Origin of the sequence: Rhizobium sp. N621 (assembly GCF_001664325.1) — a bacterium.
GTDB classification, from domain to species: Bacteria; Pseudomonadota; Alphaproteobacteria; order Rhizobiales; family Rhizobiaceae; genus Rhizobium; species Rhizobium esperanzae.
This window is the reverse complement of sequence record NZ_CP013495.1, coordinates 1590201-1610013: the sequence shown is the minus strand read 5'-3', so window position 1 is coordinate 1610013 and position 19813 is coordinate 1590201. Positions and strand designations below refer to the sequence as shown.

The 19813-nt window shown below is 62.1% G+C and carries 16 protein-coding genes; 3 read left to right on the top strand and 13 right to left on the bottom strand.

The features are described from left to right. Window positions 1-58: 58 nt before the first annotated feature. The 5 genes from AMK00_RS07810 to bcsN are packed head-to-tail and all read right to left on the bottom strand — an operon-like array spanning window position 59 to window position 9123. Window positions 59-2428 (bottom strand): hypothetical protein, encoded by a 2370-nt coding sequence (locus AMK00_RS07810; protein ID WP_064810082.1) that lies wholly within the window; start codon window positions 2426-2428, stop codon window positions 59-61. Then, window positions 2425-3471, bottom strand: coding sequence for a glycosyl hydrolase family 8 (locus AMK00_RS07805; RefSeq protein WP_064801718.1), 1047 nt, complete (start codon window positions 3469-3471; stop codon window positions 2425-2427). Before AMK00_RS07805 ends, AMK00_RS07810 begins: the two co-directional genes overlap by 4 nt. After that, complete coding sequence (locus tag AMK00_RS07800; RefSeq protein WP_064810081.1) at window positions 3468-5900, bottom strand: cellulose biosynthesis cyclic di-GMP-binding regulatory protein BcsB; 2433 nt, start codon at window positions 5898-5900, stop codon at window positions 3468-3470. The genes AMK00_RS07805 and AMK00_RS07800 overlap by 4 nt, the downstream gene beginning before the upstream one ends. Next, window positions 5897-8089 (bottom strand): UDP-forming cellulose synthase catalytic subunit, encoded by a 2193-nt coding sequence (gene bcsA, locus AMK00_RS07795; protein WP_064811672.1) that lies wholly within the window; start codon window positions 8087-8089, stop codon window positions 5897-5899. The genes AMK00_RS07800 and bcsA overlap by 4 nt, the downstream gene beginning before the upstream one ends. 53 nt (window positions 8090-8142) lie before the next feature. Beyond that, window positions 8143-9123, bottom strand: coding sequence for a cellulose biosynthesis protein BcsN (gene bcsN / locus AMK00_RS07790; protein ID WP_064810080.1), 981 nt, complete (start codon window positions 9121-9123; stop codon window positions 8143-8145). 319 nt (window positions 9124-9442) lie between these two features. Here bcsN and AMK00_RS07785 point away from each other — a divergent pair, with 319 nt between their 5' ends. After that, window positions 9443-9757 carry a DUF1236 domain-containing protein gene (locus AMK00_RS07785; RefSeq protein ID WP_064801712.1) on the top strand — a complete coding sequence of 105 codons (315 nt, stop codon included), beginning with the start codon at window positions 9443-9445 and terminating at the stop codon, window positions 9755-9757. Window positions 9758-9793: 36 nt separating this feature from the next. Here AMK00_RS07785 and AMK00_RS07780 read toward each other — a convergent pair whose 3' ends face one another. Further along, window positions 9794-11440, bottom strand: coding sequence for an ATP-binding protein (locus AMK00_RS07780; protein ID WP_064810079.1), 1647 nt, complete (start codon window positions 11438-11440; stop codon window positions 9794-9796). Window positions 11441-11710: 270 nt separating this feature from the next. Here AMK00_RS07780 and AMK00_RS07775 point away from each other — a divergent pair, with 270 nt between their 5' ends. Continuing rightward, entirely contained in the window at window positions 11711-12058 is a 348-nt protein-coding gene (locus AMK00_RS07775; RefSeq protein WP_064801709.1) for a response regulator, read from the top strand. On the opposite strand, the gene AMK00_RS07770 is transcribed toward AMK00_RS07775, so the two are convergent. The 6 genes from AMK00_RS07770 to AMK00_RS07745 form a co-directional block, all read right to left on the bottom strand. Continuing rightward, entirely contained in the window at window positions 12059-12601 is a 543-nt protein-coding gene (locus AMK00_RS07770) for a MerR family transcriptional regulator (protein WP_064801706.1), read from the bottom strand. A gap of 150 nt (window positions 12602-12751) precedes the next feature. Beyond that, entirely contained in the window at window positions 12752-13090 is a 339-nt protein-coding gene (locus tag AMK00_RS07765) for an integration host factor subunit alpha (RefSeq protein ID WP_009987526.1), read from the bottom strand. Between the two features lie 106 nt (window positions 13091-13196). Next, complete coding sequence (locus AMK00_RS07760) at window positions 13197-14168, bottom strand: beta-ketoacyl-ACP synthase III (protein ID WP_064811671.1); 972 nt, start codon at window positions 14166-14168, stop codon at window positions 13197-13199. Window positions 14169-14188: 20 nt separating this feature from the next. After that, the gene (plsX, locus tag AMK00_RS07755) at window positions 14189-15235 is read right to left on the bottom strand and encodes a phosphate acyltransferase PlsX (RefSeq protein WP_064806069.1); all 1047 of its coding nucleotides are present in this window, start codon (window positions 15233-15235) and stop codon (window positions 14189-14191) included. A 99-nt stretch (window positions 15236-15334) separates the two neighbouring features. Then, on the bottom strand, window positions 15335-15886 hold the full coding sequence (locus AMK00_RS07750; protein ID WP_064810078.1) for a YceD family protein: 552 nt from the start codon (window positions 15884-15886) through the stop codon (window positions 15335-15337). A gap of 11 nt (window positions 15887-15897) precedes the next feature. Continuing rightward, window positions 15898-16488, bottom strand: a complete 591-nt coding sequence (locus AMK00_RS07745; RefSeq protein ID WP_064815674.1) for a ubiquinol-cytochrome C chaperone family protein — start codon at window positions 16486-16488, stop codon at window positions 15898-15900. A gap of 185 nt (window positions 16489-16673) precedes the next feature. Here AMK00_RS07745 and AMK00_RS07740 point away from each other — a divergent pair, with 185 nt between their 5' ends. After that, a complete protein-coding gene (locus AMK00_RS07740; RefSeq protein WP_012483371.1) occupies window positions 16674-17207 on the top strand; it encodes an outer membrane protein assembly factor BamE in 534 nt (177 codons plus the stop codon). A 292-nt stretch (window positions 17208-17499) separates the two neighbouring features. Here the strand turns inward: AMK00_RS07740 and AMK00_RS07735 are convergent, their stop codons facing one another. After that, on the bottom strand, window positions 17500-19638 hold the full coding sequence (locus AMK00_RS07735) for a sodium-translocating pyrophosphatase (RefSeq protein ID WP_064806067.1): 2139 nt from the start codon (window positions 19636-19638) through the stop codon (window positions 17500-17502). Window positions 19639-19813 lie beyond the last annotated feature (175 nt).

Below are 19813 nucleotides of genomic sequence, written 5' to 3'. Positions count from 1 at the left end.
ACGAGGCAATCGGGCCTCTCCGGCAGGCGAGTAGCCGAGAGCGGCGACGGCGTCAACGTCAGTCGTTGACGTCCGGATGCGTGACGTTGCGAACATCGGCCAGACCACGTGCGGCGTCGCGATTGCCGGTCGCGGCGGCGGCTTCGAAGATTCGCATCGCGTCATCGTACATTTTCAGATTGAGATAGCAGTAGCCGCGCAGAACCATCAGATCGATCCGCTCCTGCTGCAACTGGGCGCGCTGATCGAGATAGATCAGGGTTTCACGGTAACGCCCCGCGTCGAAGGCCGACAAGGCGCGATCGGCGAGGATCGCCACCTGCAGTTCTGCAGCGCGCTGGCGGCTCTGCGGCGCCTTGGTTGCCGCAACGGCGGCATTGCTGGAGAGACCGGCGCGCAGATAGGCGAGGCTCTGACCATAGGCTGCGTCTTCGCGGATCTTGCGAACCGGGCTCTGTAACGCCGTCTCGAAGGCCGAGACCGCCTCCATCGGCCGGTTGATATCCATCAGGCACCAGCCACGCGACAGCGCCTCGCCCGGCCCGAGTCGTCCCGCGTCAATGGTCGTCGAGCAGTCCCGCACCTGGCGCGGACCGCGCTCGACAGTCACCGTCTGCGTCGCCGGCCTTGCGGCGCGGATGGCGACGTCCGGTCCCGCCTGCCCCACAGTCGGCGGCTCGGCCGGAAGCGGCGCCATTGAAGCGGCCGGACGCTGCCGCGGCTCTACCGGCTGGCCCGGCTGCTGCGGCGCGAGCGGCGCCTTTGAGAACTGGGTATCGGCGCTCGACGCCGGCAAGGAAGTGTCCAGAAGATCGGCGATTCGCGCCGACCGGCCGGCCCAGCCGCGCTGGAGGTCGAGGACGCCCTTGCGGTCGTTCAGCTGCTCACGCGTGACGGCAAGGCCATAGGCGGATGGTTCGTCATCCGGCTTCCATGCCAGCGCGGTTTCGAACCAGCGCGCGGCGGTCTGGAACTGGTTGAGAGAACGGGCATACCAGCCGAACTGCTGCGCCGTCGGTACATATTTCCGGGCGATGACTTCGGCTGCGATCCGATGAAGCACGTCCTCGGTCAGATCGGCCGGCGGTTGCAGCGCCATCAGGTTGGCGGTGGCGGCAAGATAGGTCGCGGTCGCATCATCGGAATCGGCGCGCCAGCGGAACATCACGTCCTCGGCTTCCTGAGGCGCCTTGCGGGCGATCAGCACCAGCGCCAACCCCTGCGAGGCGGCCGCCGTATCCTCCCTGTCGCGGGCGGCACGAAACCACTTTTCGGCAAGGGCAGGATTGTTGCGGCGAAGCTGGTGCCAGCCGAGCAGCAGCGCATCGGAGGCCAGCTCCTGGCTTTCGGCGAGCTTTTCGAGATGAGCGATATAATTCGGCGCGATGGCGAGCTTCGGGTCGTCATTGCTTTCAGCGACAAAGCGTCGGGCAAGGTTGTCGCGGATTGCATCGAATTCCCTGCTGCCGTCGACAGCAGGCTTTTCAAGCGCCAGCAGCGCCTGCATCGGCTGGTAGTCAAGCAGAGTCGAGGCTTTTTCGACCGTCGCCTGCCGTTCGGCAGCGTCGGCGCAGTTCTTCAGGATATAGGCATAAGCATCCTGCCCGCGCTGCGCCCTCTCCGTCCGGATGAAGGCCTCGGCGACACGCCAGAGCACGTCGACCTCGCTGCAGGTGAGCAGGCTCGGCGTCGCGGCGGCGATATCGACCACGGTCGCATATTGCTTGAGATCCGAAGCGTTGATGAGGCGGGAGCGGGCCTCGGCGACACCAAGCCGCTCGAGCAGATCAGCCGGCGGCTGCCATCCGGCGTCGGCGGCCTGACGGTCGGCGATCGCTTTGCGCAACTCCGCATAGCGGCCATCGGAATAAAGCTTCCACATGGCCTCGAGCTGCTTGTCGCCGTTTTGCGGCACGGCGAGCGGATCGGCCGGCGGAACCCAGTTTGGATAAAGCGCCTGAAGCCGGGAGATTTCAGCCCGCAGACGCACTTTGTCGCCGCGGCTGGCAAAATAACGAAGCGCGCTTTCATCGACGGCAGGCGGCGCGGACGCCGCGGCCTTTTGAGGCGCCGGCGGGTCGGAAACGATCGGCGGTGCGACCGGGGCCGGCTCTACAGCTGTCTGAGGCGCGTCGGGTTGCGGTGCTGCCGGCTGCTCTGCAACGACATTCGGCTCATCGCTGCTCTGTGCCGGTGGCGGCGACGAAGTGATCGCTTCGATCCTGTCGGCGACGCTCTCGGCATTGAATTCGGAATTGCCTGCGGGAGCGTCGTCCGGCTTGATGCGCCCCATCATCAACAGCTCCGGCGCCGGCCTGTCTGCGGAGCCAAGGCCGAGCTTTTGCTGCAGGGCGGCACGATCCTTCAGTCCGGTGACGAGGGTCGCCACCACGACTGCCGCTGACATCGCCACGAGAGAAGCTTTCACAGACACTCCGGATGCTTCTCCCCGATATAGGCCAGGCCCAGCAGTTGAAGCGTGGACGGATAATAGAGCGTGGGTGCGAATTGCAGAGCCGAGACCGGCAGCCTCGTCCCGTCGATTACACAGGCCACAACATCGTTAACAATTCTATAACCCGGGTCCAGCAACACGGTCTTCGGCCGGCCGGTGGTCAGATCGATCGTAACCGGAATGCCATTCTGCGACATGCCCGTTCGCAGGCGGTTTAACAGCGCCTTGTCTCTGATGCCGCCGCGCGCGAGATAAAGCGGGATGCGAAGAGCATTATAGGCAAATTCGGCGTCGAAACCCTCTGCCGGTCGCGGTGGGCCGCTGAGGCTGACCCATTCGGCAGGAAGCTTGCGCGGACCGAACTGCATCGTCTTCAACAGCGCCACGCCGTCGTCCGAAAGCTTTTTCCAGGCATCGGAGGGAGCAAGCGCTGCCATGACGGGCATTGCCTCGTAAATCCAGTAGGAAGGATTGACGACAGGGCCGTCGTCACGATCGGCAGCGCCAAAACCTTCGCTGCCCGGCATCAGCAGCGTCCGGCCCGCCGAGCGGACGACGGCTTTCGCAAGCAGCGCCTGCGCCATGCGGGAGGCGGCGAGGATATAGTCGTTGCGCTTCCATGCGGTGCCGGCAAGCGCCAGGGCATAGGCGATCAGCATGTCGCCATCCGTGGCATTATTGGTGTCGGTCACGTGCGGCTTGACGTTGGGATCCCATTTCCAGACGGCCAGGCCATCGTCGCGCAACAGCAGCTCGGTACGGGTAAAATACCAGATCTGCTCGAAATCCGCAGGGCTCGCCGAGAGATAAGCGAGCAGCATGCCATAGCCCTGCCCTTCGCTATGGCTGATATTGCCGTTGCCGTTATCGATGATCCGGCCGCTCGCATCGAGAAATTTCGCCTTGTAGGCGGACCACGCATCGGCATTGATCATCGCCGGCTGCGCGGCGGCGGACGGGCCTGCCGGGGCGAACGCAGCCATCGCCGCAAGCAGAAGCACGCGCCACCACCTCATTTGGACCGCCCCAGCGTTTTGAGCATGCGCGAGGTGGCGAGGCCGATCAGCAACACGAAGACGACGAGTAGCGAAGCATAGGAGAGGATATTCGTCGACAACCAGTTGGCGGCGATCAAGCGGTAATTGGCGATAGACCAGGGCGTGGACGGGACGAAATCGAAGCGGGTGACGGGCACTGTATCGATCTTGCCGGTCTTGCTCGAATAGGTGGTGATATGGCCTGATATCTGCGGCCAGTTCAGCTGACCGGTCAGCACCTCGAGCCCTTCGCGCAGATCCTTTGCCGATGGTGCCGCCACCACAGTCCATGAACCCTCTCCCAGGGGGCTGGAGCCTTGCGCAACCATGAGCGTGTCGGCGTTGGAGGGCGTGAAGACCGTCTCGGCGCCGGGGATGAACTGCAGCGAACTGCGGGTGATATCGAAATTGCGCCCCAGCCATTCACGGAAGGCGGTAATGCGGCTGCGCAAGATACCGCCGCTGACCTTGGAATTCCACGTCTCGAAGGCCGTGCCGGTATCGACGGCACCTGGCTCCGTGTCGGCCACCGGACGCCACGAGGCTTGGCTCGCCGTCGAGATGTTGGCTTGCGTCAGCGCGGTTGCCGGCATCTGCGAAATCGAGCCGATGAAGATGGCGTCCCGATCGCCAATCGTATTCGGCGAAGCTACGGTTTCGACGGCGATCGGATGGCCGGCCATCACCGCCATCTGACCGAGCAGCGTAGCCGCGGCCGAAAGCGTATCGGCATCGACGCGATCGATGAAGAGCGGCGTCGGTTCCGTCGCCCGGCCATAGGGATAGGCCGTGCCGGAAATGGCGGCCAGATTCGGACGCTGCCCAACGCGGGCAAAATCCGGAATGTGCACTTCGGAGGTATCGAACAGGGCAAAACGGGGATTGGCACCGGCGGTAGCACCCGGAGCGCAAGCGGCATCGTCCTTCGTCACCAGGATCGTCTCGATCCCAATCGTATTGAGGCCCGGTTTGAAGTGGCGCATCGTCACGCGGATCGGCAGATGACGGAGAATGCCTCCGGTGATCGAAGTAAGCGGCACGGTGGAGGCAATGTTGTCGTTGACGTAAATATCAATATGGCTGCCTGGCAGCACATTGTCGGTATAGGCGGCATCGAGCAGCACCTTCGCCTCGCCATAGGCATTGGCATAAAAATCGGCCGGCACGGCGACATTGAAGCTGGTGCGGAACCGCCGGCCGGAAAATTCCGTCGTCTTCACGCCGAGTTGCGAGAGGGCAATGCTGGTGTCGGAAAAGACCAGCGGCGCATTCGGCGCGCTCCAGCGCTCGGTGGTCAGCGCATCGCGGCGGACATCCGCGGACCTGTCCGTCGGCGAAACGATGGTATCGATCGCCGAGGACACGGCTTGCCAGGAGGGGCCGCTGATCAGAAGCACCGGCGAGCCGCTGCGCGGATCGGTCACGAAAGCCGCGAGCGGCGCGCTTTCGGCCCCGGGCGGCAGGCCGGGAAAGAACGGCCGCAGCTCCGCGGCAGTGCCGACGAGCACGCCGAGCTTGCCAGGACCGGCGGCAGGGAGGGAGGCAGCGCTGAAGGCAAATATCTGATTCGGCATGCTGCTCAGCACCGACAGACCCTGTGCCAGCCGCAACAACGGCTTGGTCGTCCCCGGCTGCTCCAGCGCCGGGACGACGATATCGAACTCCGTCCTGCCGGCGCCATCGACGCCGATGGCGCGGATCGCGTCGGCACTCGAAAGCTCCGCAGCATTGCCGCCGGCAAAGCTCAGAAAGGTTCCGGCCGGATCGATATTCGACCATAATTCATAGGTGGACTGGATGCTGCAATCGGTGCGATGGCGTTGCTCTGCCTGGAAGGTCACAAGATTGGCGCCCGGCTGCAGCAGGCCGGAGGGAACTTCGAAAGTGACGGCGGAAAAGCCGTCCGCCGAGCTGACCCGCTGCTGACCGATCGGACGATTGTTGACATAGACGGTCAGCGCGGAGGCTTCCGGCGCGACGACGATCGAATTCTGATAGGCGAAGGTGAAACTCGCCTTGGCGGCCGCCTGCTCGGGAGTCAGATAGACAGACCATGACCGGCGGTCATATTCGCCGCTGAGGCTGAATTTCGAAAAGGGCACTAGATACCGCCTCATATCGCGGTGGCGCGGCTGCGAAGCGGCATTCGCCGCCGCGCCAGGCTGAGGCGCCGGTGTCGCCGGTTGCGGCACGGCAGTGATCGGCGCAGGAACGGGCGTGGGCGTTACGGAAATGGGTGGCGTGACAGGTACCGGCCCCGTCGCTGCGGGCGGAGCGGGCGGCGTCAATCTCGGGGCGGTGGACGCGCCGGGCGGCCGCTCGCCGGACATATCGAAGGGCGCCGTCTGCGCCTGGGTGACAGCGGGGGCATGCAACAGGAGAAGCGCAGCGGCGACGATCTTTCTCATCCGGCATTGACCTTTGCCGCCCGCTGCTGCGCCTCCCGCTCCGGCCGCATGCTACGGAAGAGGTAAACCAGACCGCGGCTGGTCTGATAGAGCGACAGGCCGAGAAACCAAAAGGTGCCGCGGATGAGGCCCGGATTGCGGCGGCGCGATTCCTGAAACTGGGTCCACTGATCGGAATTGGCAAACATCAGATCGGCGATCAGGCGATGATCAAGCGCGCTTTTCGGCACATATTGGCAGCCGACATTGCTGATGTCGCCTGATGGCTCGATGTTGCGGACGATCAGCGGCAGGGTTTCCAGATCTGCCCCGCTATAGGGCCGGAAGCGCATCTCTCCGGGGGCGCCGACGAGCAGTTCATCGAGATGCTTGTTGAAGATATGCAGCCTTGCACCGTGGACGGAGACATCCTCGATCGAGGCCGCATACCACTTGCCGTTGGCGTAAAACTCGCAGCGCCGGTTGACGCGGACGCGGCGGGACAAAGCGCGCTCGCCACGTTCCGACACGACGCCGAGCGCGCAGCCGGCCATGATCAGGTTGATGATGTTCCACCCGCCGACGACAAGTGTGACGTCGGCCTTATAGGGCTCGGCATAAATCCTGTAGAAGGTGATGACGAGCGCGATGATCTGTACCGCAAAGATTACGAAGAAGGGACGGCTGATCTCAGACAGGCGGCTAACGGCGATCGATTCGTCCTTGGCGGTGACCTTGAAGGTCGGCTTCCGCGGATTGAGCATGACCGAGACGACGGCCGGCAGCAGATGCACGGTCTGGACATATTCGTAAAGCTCGGAAATCCAGGGCCAGCGGAAGGATCCGTAGAGGTAGTTCTGCATCATCAGGTTCACGAGCATATAGGCAAGCGTATAAGCAAGGAATTCGCCGCCGGAGGCCGTGAAGATTTCCAGGTCGAAGAACAGGTAGAAGAGCGGCGCAAACAGGAAGATCGTGCGCGGGAACGGGAAGAGCCAGAAAAGCGTGGATGACATGTAGCACAGGCGCTGCGGGATCGACAGGCCGCGCTTCAGAAGCGGGAAGCGGAAGCGCAGGATCTGCATCATGCCCTGCGCCCAGCGGCTGCGCTGGCCGATGAAGCTTGCGAAAGTGGCCGGTTGCAGCCCGGCGATCAGCGGCTTGTCGACATAGATGCTGTTCCAGCCGCTGCCATGGAGAGCCAGCGCCGTCTCGCAATCCTCGGTAATGCTGATACCGGAAAAGCCGTTCTGGGATTCGAGCGCCTTGCGGCTCAAGACTGCAGCCGAGCCGCAGAAGAAGGCGGCGTTCCATTTGTCGAGGCCGCGCTGGATGATGCCGTAGAACATCTCATTCTCGCTAGGCATTTTTTCGAAAGTGCGCAGATTGCGTTCGAGCGGATCGGGATTGATGAAGAAATGCGGGGTCTGGACGAGAAAGAGCTTCGGGTCGTCTTCGAAATAGCCGACCGTCTCGAGCAGGAAATCGCGAGCCGGCGCGTGGTCCGCGTCGAAGACGGCAATGAGTTCGCCGGTCGAATGTTTCATACCGTTGTTGAGATTGCCGGCCTTGGCATGCTCGTTGCGGTCGCGCGTGAGATAGGTGACGTCAAGATCCTGGCAGAGCTGCTTCAGCTCGACATGGCGGGCCGCCGCCGCCTGGGCCTCGAGCAACTTGCCGGAATTGCGCTTCTGCAGGGTGCCGCCATCGTCGAGCAGCCAGACATGCAGCTTGTCGGCCGGATAGTCCATCGCCTTGGCGGCAGCCAGCGTGTTTCCGAGAAGTCCGGCATCCTCGTTATAGGAAGGCACGAACACGTCGACATGGGGCAAGCGCCCGGGATTGGCGGCTCGCGATGGGCGCGACGGAAGCGGTGTGGCAACGATGAAAAGGCTGAGCGCCAGCATCGCGACGCTGTACATTTCGGCAAGATAGAGCAGCAAGCCGGGAATGAAATTCTCAGGCTGGTTCAGCGGCGGCAGGGTGTTGGTGGTGCGCCAATAGACGTAGCGCAGCACGATCGACGTTCCGAAGGCAAGCGCCACCAGGCGCCATGTCCCCTCGCCCTTCAGAATCTTAATGAGCGCCATCACCGTGACGACCGTAATGCTGGTGATGAGCTGGGTCTGCAGATTAACCGGCAGAGTGATCAGCACAATCATGCAGAGCGAAACAACGGCCCATATGAAGACACTGCGGGCTTTGCGCATCGACGTTCCTTCGAAATTGCGCCGGGGCACCGTCTGTTACCCCGGGGCATACTCTATCTCCGGCAGACGGCCGTCATGGCCGCGTCGCCTATGCAGTCCGGCGAGGGCACCGTGACGCCGATCGCTCTTGCCGATTGTTCCAACGGCGCGGCGGCCGGATCCGGCGCGGCACTCGTCTGTGGCGCCTCGCTCGGCAGCGGCACGCGCGGGCCGATGGGCGTCGGCAAGGGCGCGGCGCCCTGCGCCGGTTGCTGGCTTGGGGCGTTGCGAACCGGAGCTGTCCGTGGCAGGCGGACTATGGCAGGCGCCGGCTCGTAGCCGATCGGCATCGGGCTGGCGCGATATCCGCTCTCATCGGGATAGATCGGTTCACCGGTACGACCGAGCGCCGCGCTGGCGGGGGGCGGGTTACCGTACGGATTCCAGGTCGGGCCGTCGAAGGTGCCGGTGATGGTATAGCCGTAGACGATGCCAAGCAGCTGGCGCTCGGTGGCGCGAGCATCGCACAGGCGCAGGCGCAGCTGGATCATGCCGAAATTGCGCGCCTGGGTATTGGCGGCCGCGCTCGAGCGGATCTGCTGCCAGGCATAGATGCAGGTATCGCCGGCGTGGCTGTGGCCGGAAGCATAGCCGAAGGGGCCATAGGCGTTCTGCAGGAAGGTCGCCGATGTCGCCATCGGCACGCCGGGAGCCGAACGGGCCACCTCGCGGGCAATGCCGCTCTCGTTGATCATGCTGAAGCTGGCATTGCCTATCCCGGGATTGGCCCCGGAAGCGCCGAAGAACTCGGCTCTCAGAAAATTCTGGCCGGGTACGGAAGATGAGGTGAACAGCGAGATCGTCTGCTCGACTCCATTGCCGCGCTTGCGCTCGACGACGTTGACAATCGACGGTCCGCCCGGCGGCGGCAGGACCAGCGCCTTTTCAGGCGCCACCGTCTCCGGTCCGGAAGGCTGTCGCACACCGCCTGTCGACGTGCAGCCGGCCATCAGACCCGCCACGGCCAACAGCGATATCGTCTTCCCCAAGCGCATGTCTCGAGCCGCCGTAATCGTCTTTCCAGATATCCATTCGCAGACCGAAACGCGACGGACCGTCGAATCAACGGCCACCCGGCCGTTCACCTGACATAAATCGCCGACATGGTTAACGAAGAGTAAAGAGCCCGACCCTGATGCCACCAGACGACTCGCGTTGAACGTGATTCGGACAGCTCAACCGTATGGTGCATAAACCGGTTTAGCAACAAACAATCGGCGCCCCGGCCTCTCCCACGACGCCAAGGCGGTAGCGGAACTATGCGGTATGGCGGGCGTTGCCTTGATGTCCAGAGTTCAAAAAGGAGATCATCCCATGCGCAAGATCATGCTGGCTACAGCCGCCATGCTGACCATCTGCTCGGCCGCCTTCGCACAGAGCACGGTGATTGTCACCGATCCCGCACCAACCGGCTCCGTCGTCCTGCCAGGCGAGGTGCGCACCTATGTCATGGAGCAAAACACGCCATCCGTGGTCTATGACGGCGAAATCACGGTCGGCGCGACGCTGCCGGATACTATCGAAGTCCACACGGTGCCCAATGTCGATGGCTATGCCTACACCGTCGTCAACGAGCGGCGCGTGATCGTCGAGCCGAAGACGCACCGCGTGATCCAGGTTCTCGAATAAGGGATTGGGGGCTGGAAACGCGAGTCCTGTACGACTTCACGTCCCCTCATCTCCCGCGCTCACCGGCACGTTCAAGAGTTCACGGATCTTATGAGCGAGTTGCTCCAGGCTGAATGGCTTGGCGAGCAGCGAGACGCCGTGGTCGAGCACGCCATTGTGGACGATGGCATTGCGCGTGTAACCCGTGGTGTAAAGAATCCGGATCGCCGGCCATTTTTCTTGAACGGCATCAGCTAGCTGACGTCCGCTCATCTGCGGCATAACGATATCGGTGAAGATCAGATCGACGTCGGGATTCTCCTCCAAAAGGAGAAGCGCCTCCACGCCGCTTGCCGCCTGCAACACGCTGTAACCGAGTTCGTGGAGGCTTTCGGCAGTCATGGTGCGGACGTGTTCATCGTCCTCCACCACCAGGATTGTATCATTGACGCTTCCCTGAGGAATCGGCTGGGCCCCGGCGGCGGCCAGGCGGGCATCCGCCTTGCCGACATGACGCGGCAGATAGATCTTCACCGTCGTTCCCCGGTCGATTTCCGAATAGATCTTGATGTGGCCACCACTCTGCTTGATGTAGCCGTAGACTTGGCTCAGCCCGAGACCGGTTCCCTTGCCGGGTCCTTTGGTGGTGTAAAACGGGTCGAAGGCGCGATCGATTACATCGGCCGACATGCCGATTCCGGTGTCGGTGATGCTGATCATCACATACTGGCCCGCCTCGACCTCCGAATGCATCCGCGAATATCGCTCGTCTAGTTCGGTATTGGCGGTCTCGATCGTCAGATGACCGCCGCCGGGCATGGCGTCGCGCGCATTGACGGCAAGGTTCAGCATGGCGTTTTCGAGTTGGCTGAGATCGGCGAAAGTCGGCCAGAGGCCACCGGCAAGCACGGTCTCGATTCGGATATGTTCGCCGAGCGTGCGCCGCAGCAACTCCGACATGCCGCCTACCAGCTTGTTGACGTCGATCACCTCCGGCGCCAGTGGCTGCTGACGAGAGAAGGCGAGAAGACGTGCGGTCAATACCGCGGCTCGCTGGGCTCCATCTCTGGCGTTCTGAAGAGAGTTCAGCAGGCGCGGATCCTCGCGTCCGGTCATCCGCCGCTGGGCGAGATCGAGATTGCCGATGATGATTGCCAGCATATTGTTGAAATCATGGGCGACGCCGCCAGTGAGCTGACCGATCGTCTCCATCTTCTGCAGCTGGCGCACCTGCGCCTGGGCCGCGGCATTCTCTTCCATCTCATGCCTGAGTTCGGCAGTGCGCTGCACCACCGTTTCTTCAAGGCGCGCATTAAAGCTGTTGAGTTCGCTGCGAAGGCGGCTCTGCCTACCATGGGCGACAACAATCGTCTCCATCAGGCCGATGATGATCACCGCATTGATGAGAAAGGTCGCAAGGCCGATCCATTGGCCGGCGCTCACCGGCCAGAAGGCATCGTGCGGCTCGACGAAAAACTGCTGGACGAGGAAACCGGCGAGTATGGCCGCCACGAGGCCCGGCCCGGCGCCGCCCATGAAACTTGCGAGCAAGATCGCCGGAAGGAAGCTCAGGAAGGGAAATCCGGAGAGATAATCGCTGGCGGCAAGTCTTAGAAGGAAGGTCAGACCGACGAAGGCAACGGCCAGCGGATAGGTATAGCCCGGCCTGTGACGCAGCCAATCCGTGGCACTCAACAAATCCATTCCACACCCCTTCTCGGCCGTCGCGGAAACGGCACCCCAGCTTTTGCACATCGAATTTCGCCGGGCAATATGCTGTTTCCAAAGCGCGGCGCGATCTTTCAGATTCGCTTGCCGCGCCTTACACTTATATGTTTACACATATCGGCGCCTCAAAACGGCTGAACTGTTTTGTGCGACAAGTTTTACACCGCTGCGCGTGGCGTCTTGACGAGCTTCGCAAGCGGTCCACATAAATCTTCGTGCCCGGCAGGGGAATGGGTGGACGGGATCATGAAAGACATATTCATCGTCGAGGACGATGCGCTGATCGCCATGTTGCTGGAGGACATGCTCAGCGATCTCGGCTATCGGGTTTGTGCGAGCGCGCCTGATCTGGAAAGAGCGCTCGCAACCGCCAGGGACGCGGAATTCGACGCTGCAATCCTCGACGTGTCCCTCGCCGGCCGGAGCTCGCTGCCGGTCGCAAAGCTGCTCGACGAACGCGGCAAGCCCTATCTCTATGCAACGGGATATGGCAGCGCCCCGGAAGGCAGCAGCCCCAGCGCGCTCCCGGTGCTGCGAAAGCCGTTCCAGCTCAGCGAGCTCGAACAGGCGATGAAGCAGCTTTGTGGAATCTAATCAGCGCACCTGATCGAGCAGACGCTTGCATTCCAGGAGGTCGTAGAGGGCCTCCTGAAGCAGCGCCCTGTCTTCCTTGCCGACGCTCGATTTGCCGATCGAGACTTCCGGCTGCTCGTCGTCTCCGGCGACGAAATTGAAGAACCGGCGGGTGATCGGCGGCTTGGCACGGCCGACAATCTGATCCTCCTCCGCCATGGCGACACGCGGTTCCCCGGCGCCCGCCTCCTGCGCACCCGAGGCAAGCGCCTCGACGCTGGCGAGATCGCCATGGCCGACCGAGATGACAAACTTGTTGCCGTTGGTCTTCAGAAGCTTCTGCACGCCCTTGATCGTATAGCCGTGATCATAGAGCAAATGCCGGATGCCCTTGAGGAGGTCGACGTCCTCCGGCCGGTAGTAACGACGGCCGCCGCCGCGCTTCATCGGCTTTATCTGGGGAAACCGTGTCTCCCAAAAGCGCAGCACATGCTGCGGCAGATCAAGATCGTCTGCGACTTCGCTGATGGTGCGAAAGGCATCGGGGCTCTTGTCCAACGTCATATGCTACGCAACCTCGCAGGCTCGATCCAACGGCGACTCACCATATTTCAAAGGTTTGGCGCCGACAATTCAAGTCATGTGTCGACGTTGCGCACAGGCGATGGATGATGCGGGAGAAAAAAGCCGTTCCGACCAGGCGGAAGACCGATATCAGAGAGCCGGATTCTGCGGCTTCAGCTTGACCTTGCGAGAGACGTGCGCCTTGAGGATGCGCGTCTTCAGCACGTTCGATGCCTTGAAGGTCATCACCCGTCGGGGAGAGATCGGAACCTCCTCGCCGGTCTTCGGATTGCGGCCGATCCGCTCATTCTTGTCGCGAACCTGAAAGGTCGCGAAGGAAGAAAGCTTGACGGTTTCACCGCGCACGATGGCGTTGCAGATTTCGTCGATGACGGTTTCGACAAGTTCGGCGGATTCTGTCCGGGAAAGCCCAACCTTGCGGAAAACCGATTCCGCCAGGTCTGCTCGCGTCACTGTTTTTCCGGTCATGGTTTCCCCGCCCATTACAAATTATTTTGTGAAAGCGATCGAAGAGTATTTGTCTTGCGCCTCACGGTCAAGCTCTTGTTCGCCGCCAGTTTTTTAGGATTTGCGCTTACCAGCGCAAGAGAACAGCGCCCCAGGTGAAGCCGCCGCCCATCGCTTCGAGCATCACGAGGTCGCCCTTCTTGATGCGGCCGTCGCCGGCAGCAGTCGCAAGCGCGAGCGGGATCGAGGCGGCCGAGGTATTGCCGTGCAGGTCGACGGTGACGACAACCTTGTCCGCATCGATGTTCAGCTTCTTCGCCGAACCGTCGATAATGCGTCGATTGGCCTGGTGCGGCACCAGCCAGTCGAGGTCTTCGGCAGTTGTCCCGGTCGAATCGAAAGCGGCCTGAATGACATCGGTGATCATCCCGACGGCATATTTGAAGACTTCGCGGCCTTCCATGCGCAGCTTGCCGACGCTGCCCGTCGTCGACGGTCCGCCATCGACATAAAGCTTGTCCTTGTGCGAACCGTCGGAGCGCAGATGCGCGGTCAGCACGCCGCGATCGGCAGACGTCCCCTCACCTTCTGCCGCCTCGAGCACGATCGCGCCGGCGCCATCGCCGAAAAGCACGCAGGTGGTGCGATCGTTCCAATCGAGAATGCGCGAAAAAGTTTCGGCGCCGATGACGAGAACGCGCTTTGCAAGGCCGCCGCGGATATAGGCGTCGGCGGTCGTGACCGCATAGACGAAGCCGGTGCAGACGGCCTGAACGTCGAAGGCGAAACCGTGGCTCATGCCGAGACGGTTCTGGATGTTGACCGAGGTCGCGGGAAAGGTGTTGTCAGGCGTCGAAGTGGCGCAGATGATAAGATCGATATCGGCGGGCGTCAGGCCGCCATTGGCAAGCGCCGCACGCGCGGCCGCCTCGCCGAGCGAGGCCGTCGTTTCGTCGTCGCCGGCGACGTGACGCTGGCGAATGCCGGTGCGCTGGACGATCCATTCGTCCGACGTATCGACGATGGCCTCCATGTCACGATTGGTCATCACGCGCTTCGGAAGTGCGGCTCCGAATCCGCGAACCACTGAACGGATCATATTCGATTGAACCCCATAGCTCATGCCGCTTCCGGGCCTATGGGAGGCAGCCGCTTGGCATGATATTTCTTAAGATCGTTTTCTATTTTCTGATTGAGGCCGTTCTTAGCCATATCGTAGCCGACCTCGATCGCAGCAGCGATGCCTTCGGCATTGGCACCGCCATGACTCTTGATGACGATGCCGTTCAGCCCGAGAAACACGCCGCCATTGACCTTGCTCGGGTCGAGCTTCTCACGAAGCATATCGAAGGCGCTCTTGGCGAAGAGATAACCGATACGGGCGAGCAGGGTGCGCGACATGGCGGCACGCAGATATTCGGCAATCTGCTTGGCGGTGCCTTCAGCGGTCTTGAGCGCGATATTGCCGGAGAAGCCTTCGGTGACGACGACGTCGACCGTGCCCTTGCCGAGATCGTTACCCTCGACGAAGCCGGAATATTCGAGCGAATCGATATTCGCCTCGCGCAACAGCCGGCCGGCCTCCTTGACCTCTTCCTGGCCCTTCACCTCTTCGACACCAACGTTCAGAAGGCCGATCGTCGGGCGTTCGATCTCGAACAACGCGCGCGCCATCGCGCCGCCCATCAGGGCAAAATCCATCAGTTGCTGCGCATCGGCGCCGATCGTCGCACCGACATCGAGCACGATGCTCTCGCCCTTCAGCGTCGGCCAGATCGCCGCGATCGCCGGGCGCTCGATATTGGCCATCGTGCGAAGACAGAATTTCGCCATCGCCATCAGTGCGCCGGTATTGCCGGCCGAGACGGCAACATCGGCGTCGCCGGTCTTCACCGCCTCGATCGAGCGCCACATGGTAGAGACATAGCGGCCGCGGCGCAGCGCCTGGCTCGGCTTCTCTTCCATGCTGACAGCAAGCTCACAGTCGTGAAAGACCGATTTTTCCCTGAGTTTCGGGAATTTGGCGAGAACGGGATCGCACTGTTCCTTAAGGCCGTAAAAAACGAAGGAAATATCCGGATGCCGGTCCAGCGCCTTGGCGGCGCCGGGGATGACAACCTGGGGACCAAAGTCGCCACCCATGAGGTCGAGAGATATTCTGATCACGCGTCCCTGATCCTTCTTTTCGCCGAGGGGCGAAATTTCGGCCAAAATACCGGTTTTGGCGTCGCATACAACTGAATTATGTCAAATGCCAGAGGTGCTTCAGTCCTTTTTCCAGTCCTTGAGGACCGCGAAAGCGGAGGGCTTTTTGTCGTTTTCGCCACTATCCTCGATATGGCCCTTGAACTCGACACCCTCCTTGCGGGGATAGGGATCGATCGCGAGAGCAGCGAATTCGGCAACCACCTCGCCGGCATCGATCGTGTCCCCGACAAAGGTCTCGGGCAGATCGGGACCATCGGGATCGAGCAGCATCTCGCCGGCGTCGTTACCGGGCTGGCGGGCAAGCTTGGAACCCTCAGGCACGAAGATCTGCTCGAAGCTTTCGTCGATCACGGCCTCGACCGGTTCCAGCGTCACGACGCAGGACTGAACGATCTTCGCGTGTACGCGGCCCTTGACACGCACGCCGTCGCGTTTCCAGCGGGCGATCTGCAGATCGGCGCTGAGATCGTCGACGGAGACGACGCTCCAGGCCTCGGCAAGCGCCTTCAACTCGCTGGCATCGGCCTCGATACGGACCTCGACGGGATTGGCCGAGATGTGGCCGACCTTGACGTGATAGGAGAAGGGAACATCCCGATCGTTCTTCATCGTTTCCTCCTTCAGGCGACCGGCGGCAGCGTTGCCGAGCCGCTAACGATCAGCTCTTCCGGAACGGCGGACAGATGGGATTCTGCGGCCATCATCCAGCTGGCCAGGCCGGACATATCGGCCGGTGTCTCGGTTTCCGGGTGGATATTGCGCGTTAATGCAAGCGCCAGCGCTTCGCCATCGCCGGCGTCCATCGCCTTCGAATAGGTTTCGAGCCGGCCGTAGAACATGCCGGCGAGCTTCTTCATGCGTTTCGGCACGCTGTTGTCGCCGATGCCGAGCTCGCGGATCGAGTAGTCGATGTCCTGAAAGAAGGCATCGACGATCTCCTGGGCAATCTCCTGACCGCTGACGGCCGAGGCGCGCGTGCGGCGAAAAAATAGAATCATCACGATCGACAGCATTTCGAAGCGGCCCATGACCGTATCCGGTACATTGAGCCGCTCGTAGAGATCGGGCATGCGCGCGGCTGCGGTCAGCGCCGCATATTGCCTGTCGACGATCACCTGATTGTTGTTTTTCTTGCGGAAGAGCCCGAGGATCATTGTTTTTTCCGGAAATGCCTCATTCTTCACGCCGGCTGGCGTCCGGCCTTGTTGCATGATTTCGAAAGCTGGTTTACCGAAGCAGGCGCGAATTGCAATGCCGATCGTAGCCTGTTTCGGGACGATGCCTTCGAGGTGTCGGCGGAACGAATTCGGGACATTCGACCCGGAATGGCCACAATGGTTTTGCAGGAGGAAGCGTGTAAGGCCCAAACGGCTGCTATCGACACTCAAGGGAGTAGATGTCGTTGAAGAAACGGTATTTCAAGTCTGACATGAAATTCTTCAGCAACGCGGCCATTGCCTTCATAATCGCCTCCACCACTGCTCTTTCCGGCTGCCAGACCAGCACCGTGCTCAACGGCGGCTATGTCGTCGATCAGCAGTCGCTCAATCTCGTTCCGGAAGGCTCCAGCCGCGAACAGGTCCTGCTGTCGCTCGGCACGCCGTCGACGACAGCGACTTTCGATGGTGAGGTTTTCTATTATATCTCGCAGCGTCGCACGCGCGCCGTCGCCTTCCAGAAGCTGAAGGTCGTCGACCAGACCGTTCTGGCCATCTATTTCGACAAGGGCGGCGTCGTCACCCGTCGCGCCAACTATACGCTGCAGGACGGCAAGGTCTTCGATACGATCTCGCGCGTCACGCCGACCGGCGGCAAGGAACTCACCTTCCTGCAGCAGATGCTCTCCGGCGGCAGCGCGGCGAGTGCTGCCCGCAGCCTGTTCGGCGGCGGCGCCGGCGGCACGCCGCAAAATCCGAGCAGCCTGCGCTGAGCGAACATGCTTTCCACGAAAAACCCGCCGGATCGCTCCGGCGGGTTTTTTAGTGGATGTCATCTCGGCCGGGGCGCACATCTCGGCCCAGTAAATTGTCGAGGCCTGCCCATCCGCCTGCCGGCACCCCTCGTTTTGACGGGGAGAAGGGGATATGCCGCAACCTCTCAGTCCCTCTCCCGCGTCTCGCAGGGCACGTCCCCTCTCCCCGTTTTTACGGGGAGAGGGTTAGGTGAGTGGCAGTGGTTTGTTCAACTTATCCAGCCGGTTGCACACATCCACTGTTGCGGCATCAGCCTGCGAGAACGGCAAGCAACAGCAGCGCAACGATGTTGGTGATCTTGATAGCCGGGTTGACGGCGGGGCCGGCGGTATCCTTGTAGGGATCGCCGACGGTATCACCGGTGACGGAGGCCTTGTGCGCATCCGAGCCCTTCATGTGACGCACGCCGTCCTTGTCGACGAAACCGTCCTCGAAGCTCTTCTTGGCATTGTCCCAGGCGCCGCCGCCTGAGGTCATCGAGATGGCGACGAAGAGGCCGTTGATGATGACGCCGAGCAGCGATGCGCCGAGGGCTGCAAAGGCCGAGGCCTTGGACCCGGAGATCAGAAGCACGCCGAAATAGACGACGACGGGGGCAAGCACCGGCAGCAGCGAAGGCACGATCATCTCGCGGATGGCGGCCTTGGTCAGCAGGTCGACGGCCTTGCCGTAATCCGGCTTTTCCGTGCCCTGCATGATGCCGGGCTTCATCTTGAACTGCCGGCGAACCTCCTCAACGATCGAGCCGGCGGCGCGGCCGACGGCTGTCATGGCAATGCCGCCAAACAGATAGGGAATCAGGCCGCCGAAAAGCAGGCCGGCGACAACATAAGGGTTCGACAGCTCGAACGAGATCGTGCCGATATTGGCGAAGTAGGGATATTGGTCGCCGTGCGCCGCAAAATACTTCAGGTCGTTGGCGTAGGCGGCAAAGAGCACCAGCGCGCCGAGACCGGCCGAACCGATCGCGTAACCCTTGGTCACCGCCTTGGTGGTGTTGCCGACGGCGTCGAGCGCATCCGTCGACTTGCGCACTTCCGGCGGCAGATGCGACATTTCGGCGATACCGCCCGCATTGTCGGTAACCGGGCCGAAAGCATCCAGCGCAACGATCATGCCGGCAAGGCCGAGCATGGCGGTGACGGCGATGCCGGTGCCGAACAGGCCGCCGAGCTGATAGGTGGCGAGAATGCCGCCGACGATGACGATGGCCGGCAGGGCGGTCGATTCCAGCGAGACCGCAAGTCCCTGGATGACGTTGGTGCCGTGGCCGGTCACCGAAGACTGGGCGATCGAAACGACCGGACGTTTGCCGGTGCCGGTATAGTATTCGGTGATGACGACGATCAGCGCGGTAACGACGAGGCCGACGAGACCGCAGACGAATAGGTTCGTACCGGTGACGTCGGCGCCGGCAACCGTGCCGAGCGAGCCCCAGCCGACGGTCAGCGAGGTGGCGGCGCCAAGACCGACAATTGACAGCAGGCCGGTGACGATCAGGCCCTTGTAGAGAGCGCCCATGATCGAGCCGTTCGAGCCGAGCTTGACGAAGAAGGTGCCGATGATCGAGGTGATGATGCAGGCGCCGCAGATCGCCAGCGGATAGATCATCGCAGACTGGAGAATCGGCGCGCCGGCAAAGAAGATCGCTGCGAGAACCATGGTGGCGACGACGGAGACCGCATAGGTCTCGAAAAGGTCGGCGGCCATGCCGGCGCAGTCGCCGACATTGTCGCCGACGTTATCGGCAATCGTCGCCGGATTGCGCGGGTCGTCTTCGGGGATACCGGCCTCCACCTTGCCGACGAGGTCGCCGCCGACATCGGCGCCCTTGGTGAAGATGCCGCCGCCGAGACGGGCGAAGATCGAGATCAGCGAGGCGCCGAAGCCGAGCGCCACCAGCGCATCGATGACTTCGCGCGAGCCGCTCTCATGTCCGAGCCCGACGGTCAATATCGTGTAGTAGATGGAGACGCCGAGCAGCGCGAGGCCCGCCACCAGCATGCCGGTGATCGCACCCGACTTGAAGGCGATGTCGAGGCCGGCGGAAAGGCTGGCGGACGCCGCCTGGGCAGTGCGCACATTGGCGCGGACCGAGACGTGCATGCCGATGAAACCGGCAGCACCTGATAGTACGGCGCCGATCAGGAAACCGATGGCGGCGGTGGCGGAGAGAAGCAGCCAGGCAGCGATAAAAACAACGACGCCGACAAGCGCAATGGTTCTGTACTGGCGGGTCAGATAGGCCTGAGCGCCTTCGCGGATATAACCCGCGATCTCCTGCATCCGGCTATTGCCCTGATCGGCGGCAAGCACCGACCTGGTTGCCCAGGCGGCATAGACCACCGAGAGCAGACCGCATGCGATTACGCATAAAAGAATGGTCATTTCGCTCTTTCCTCCCATAGGCCGGAGCTCACTCCTTCTCCGGCAGATACGCCGCCGACTCGCCTTCCTCTCCACAGAATGCACAGCTAAGCGGTGCGGAGATTGCGTGGTCGATCACGTGGCGTCAAGCCCGCAAAGGCCGAAAACCATTGCGGTACGAAGAAAGACGTAGGGA

Excerpts from the sequence above, each read along its gene's own strand:
- AMK00_RS07805 (WP_064801718.1), bottom strand. The coding sequence starts at position 3,471 with ATGAGGTGGTGGCGCGTGCTTCTGCTTGCGGCGATGGCTGCGTTCGCC.
- AMK00_RS07800 (WP_064810081.1), bottom strand. The coding sequence starts at position 5,900 with ATGAGAAAGATCGTCGCCGCTGCGCTTCTCCTGTTGCATGCCCCCGCT.
- bcsA (WP_064811672.1), bottom strand. The coding sequence starts at position 8,089 with ATGCGCAAAGCCCGCAGTGTCTTCATATGGGCCGTTGTTTCGCTCTGC.
- bcsN (WP_064810080.1), bottom strand. The coding sequence starts at position 9,123 with ATGCGCTTGGGGAAGACGATATCGCTGTTGGCCGTGGCGGGTCTGATG.
- AMK00_RS07785 (WP_064801712.1), top strand. The coding sequence starts at position 9,443 with ATGCGCAAGATCATGCTGGCTACAGCCGCCATGCTGACCATCTGCTCG.
- AMK00_RS07780 (WP_064810079.1), bottom strand. The coding sequence starts at position 11,440 with ATGGATTTGTTGAGTGCCACGGATTGGCTGCGTCACAGGCCGGGCTAT.
- AMK00_RS07775 (WP_064801709.1), top strand. The coding sequence starts at position 11,711 with ATGAAAGACATATTCATCGTCGAGGACGATGCGCTGATCGCCATGTTG.
- AMK00_RS07770 (WP_064801706.1), bottom strand. The coding sequence starts at position 12,601 with ATGACGTTGGACAAGAGCCCCGATGCCTTTCGCACCATCAGCGAAGTC.
- AMK00_RS07765 (WP_009987526.1), bottom strand. The coding sequence starts at position 13,090 with ATGACCGGAAAAACAGTGACGCGAGCAGACCTGGCGGAATCGGTTTTC.
- AMK00_RS07760 (WP_064811671.1), bottom strand. The coding sequence starts at position 14,168 with ATGATCCGTTCAGTGGTTCGCGGATTCGGAGCCGCACTTCCGAAGCGC.
- AMK00_RS07750 (WP_064810078.1), bottom strand. The coding sequence starts at position 15,886 with ATGAAGAACGATCGGGATGTTCCCTTCTCCTATCACGTCAAGGTCGGC.
- AMK00_RS07745 (WP_064815674.1), bottom strand. The coding sequence starts at position 16,488 with ATGCAACAAGGCCGGACGCCAGCCGGCGTGAAGAATGAGGCATTTCCG.
- AMK00_RS07740 (WP_012483371.1), top strand. The coding sequence starts at position 16,674 with ATGTCGTTGAAGAAACGGTATTTCAAGTCTGACATGAAATTCTTCAGC.
- AMK00_RS07735 (WP_064806067.1), bottom strand. The coding sequence starts at position 19,638 with ATGACCATTCTTTTATGCGTAATCGCATGCGGTCTGCTCTCGGTGGTC.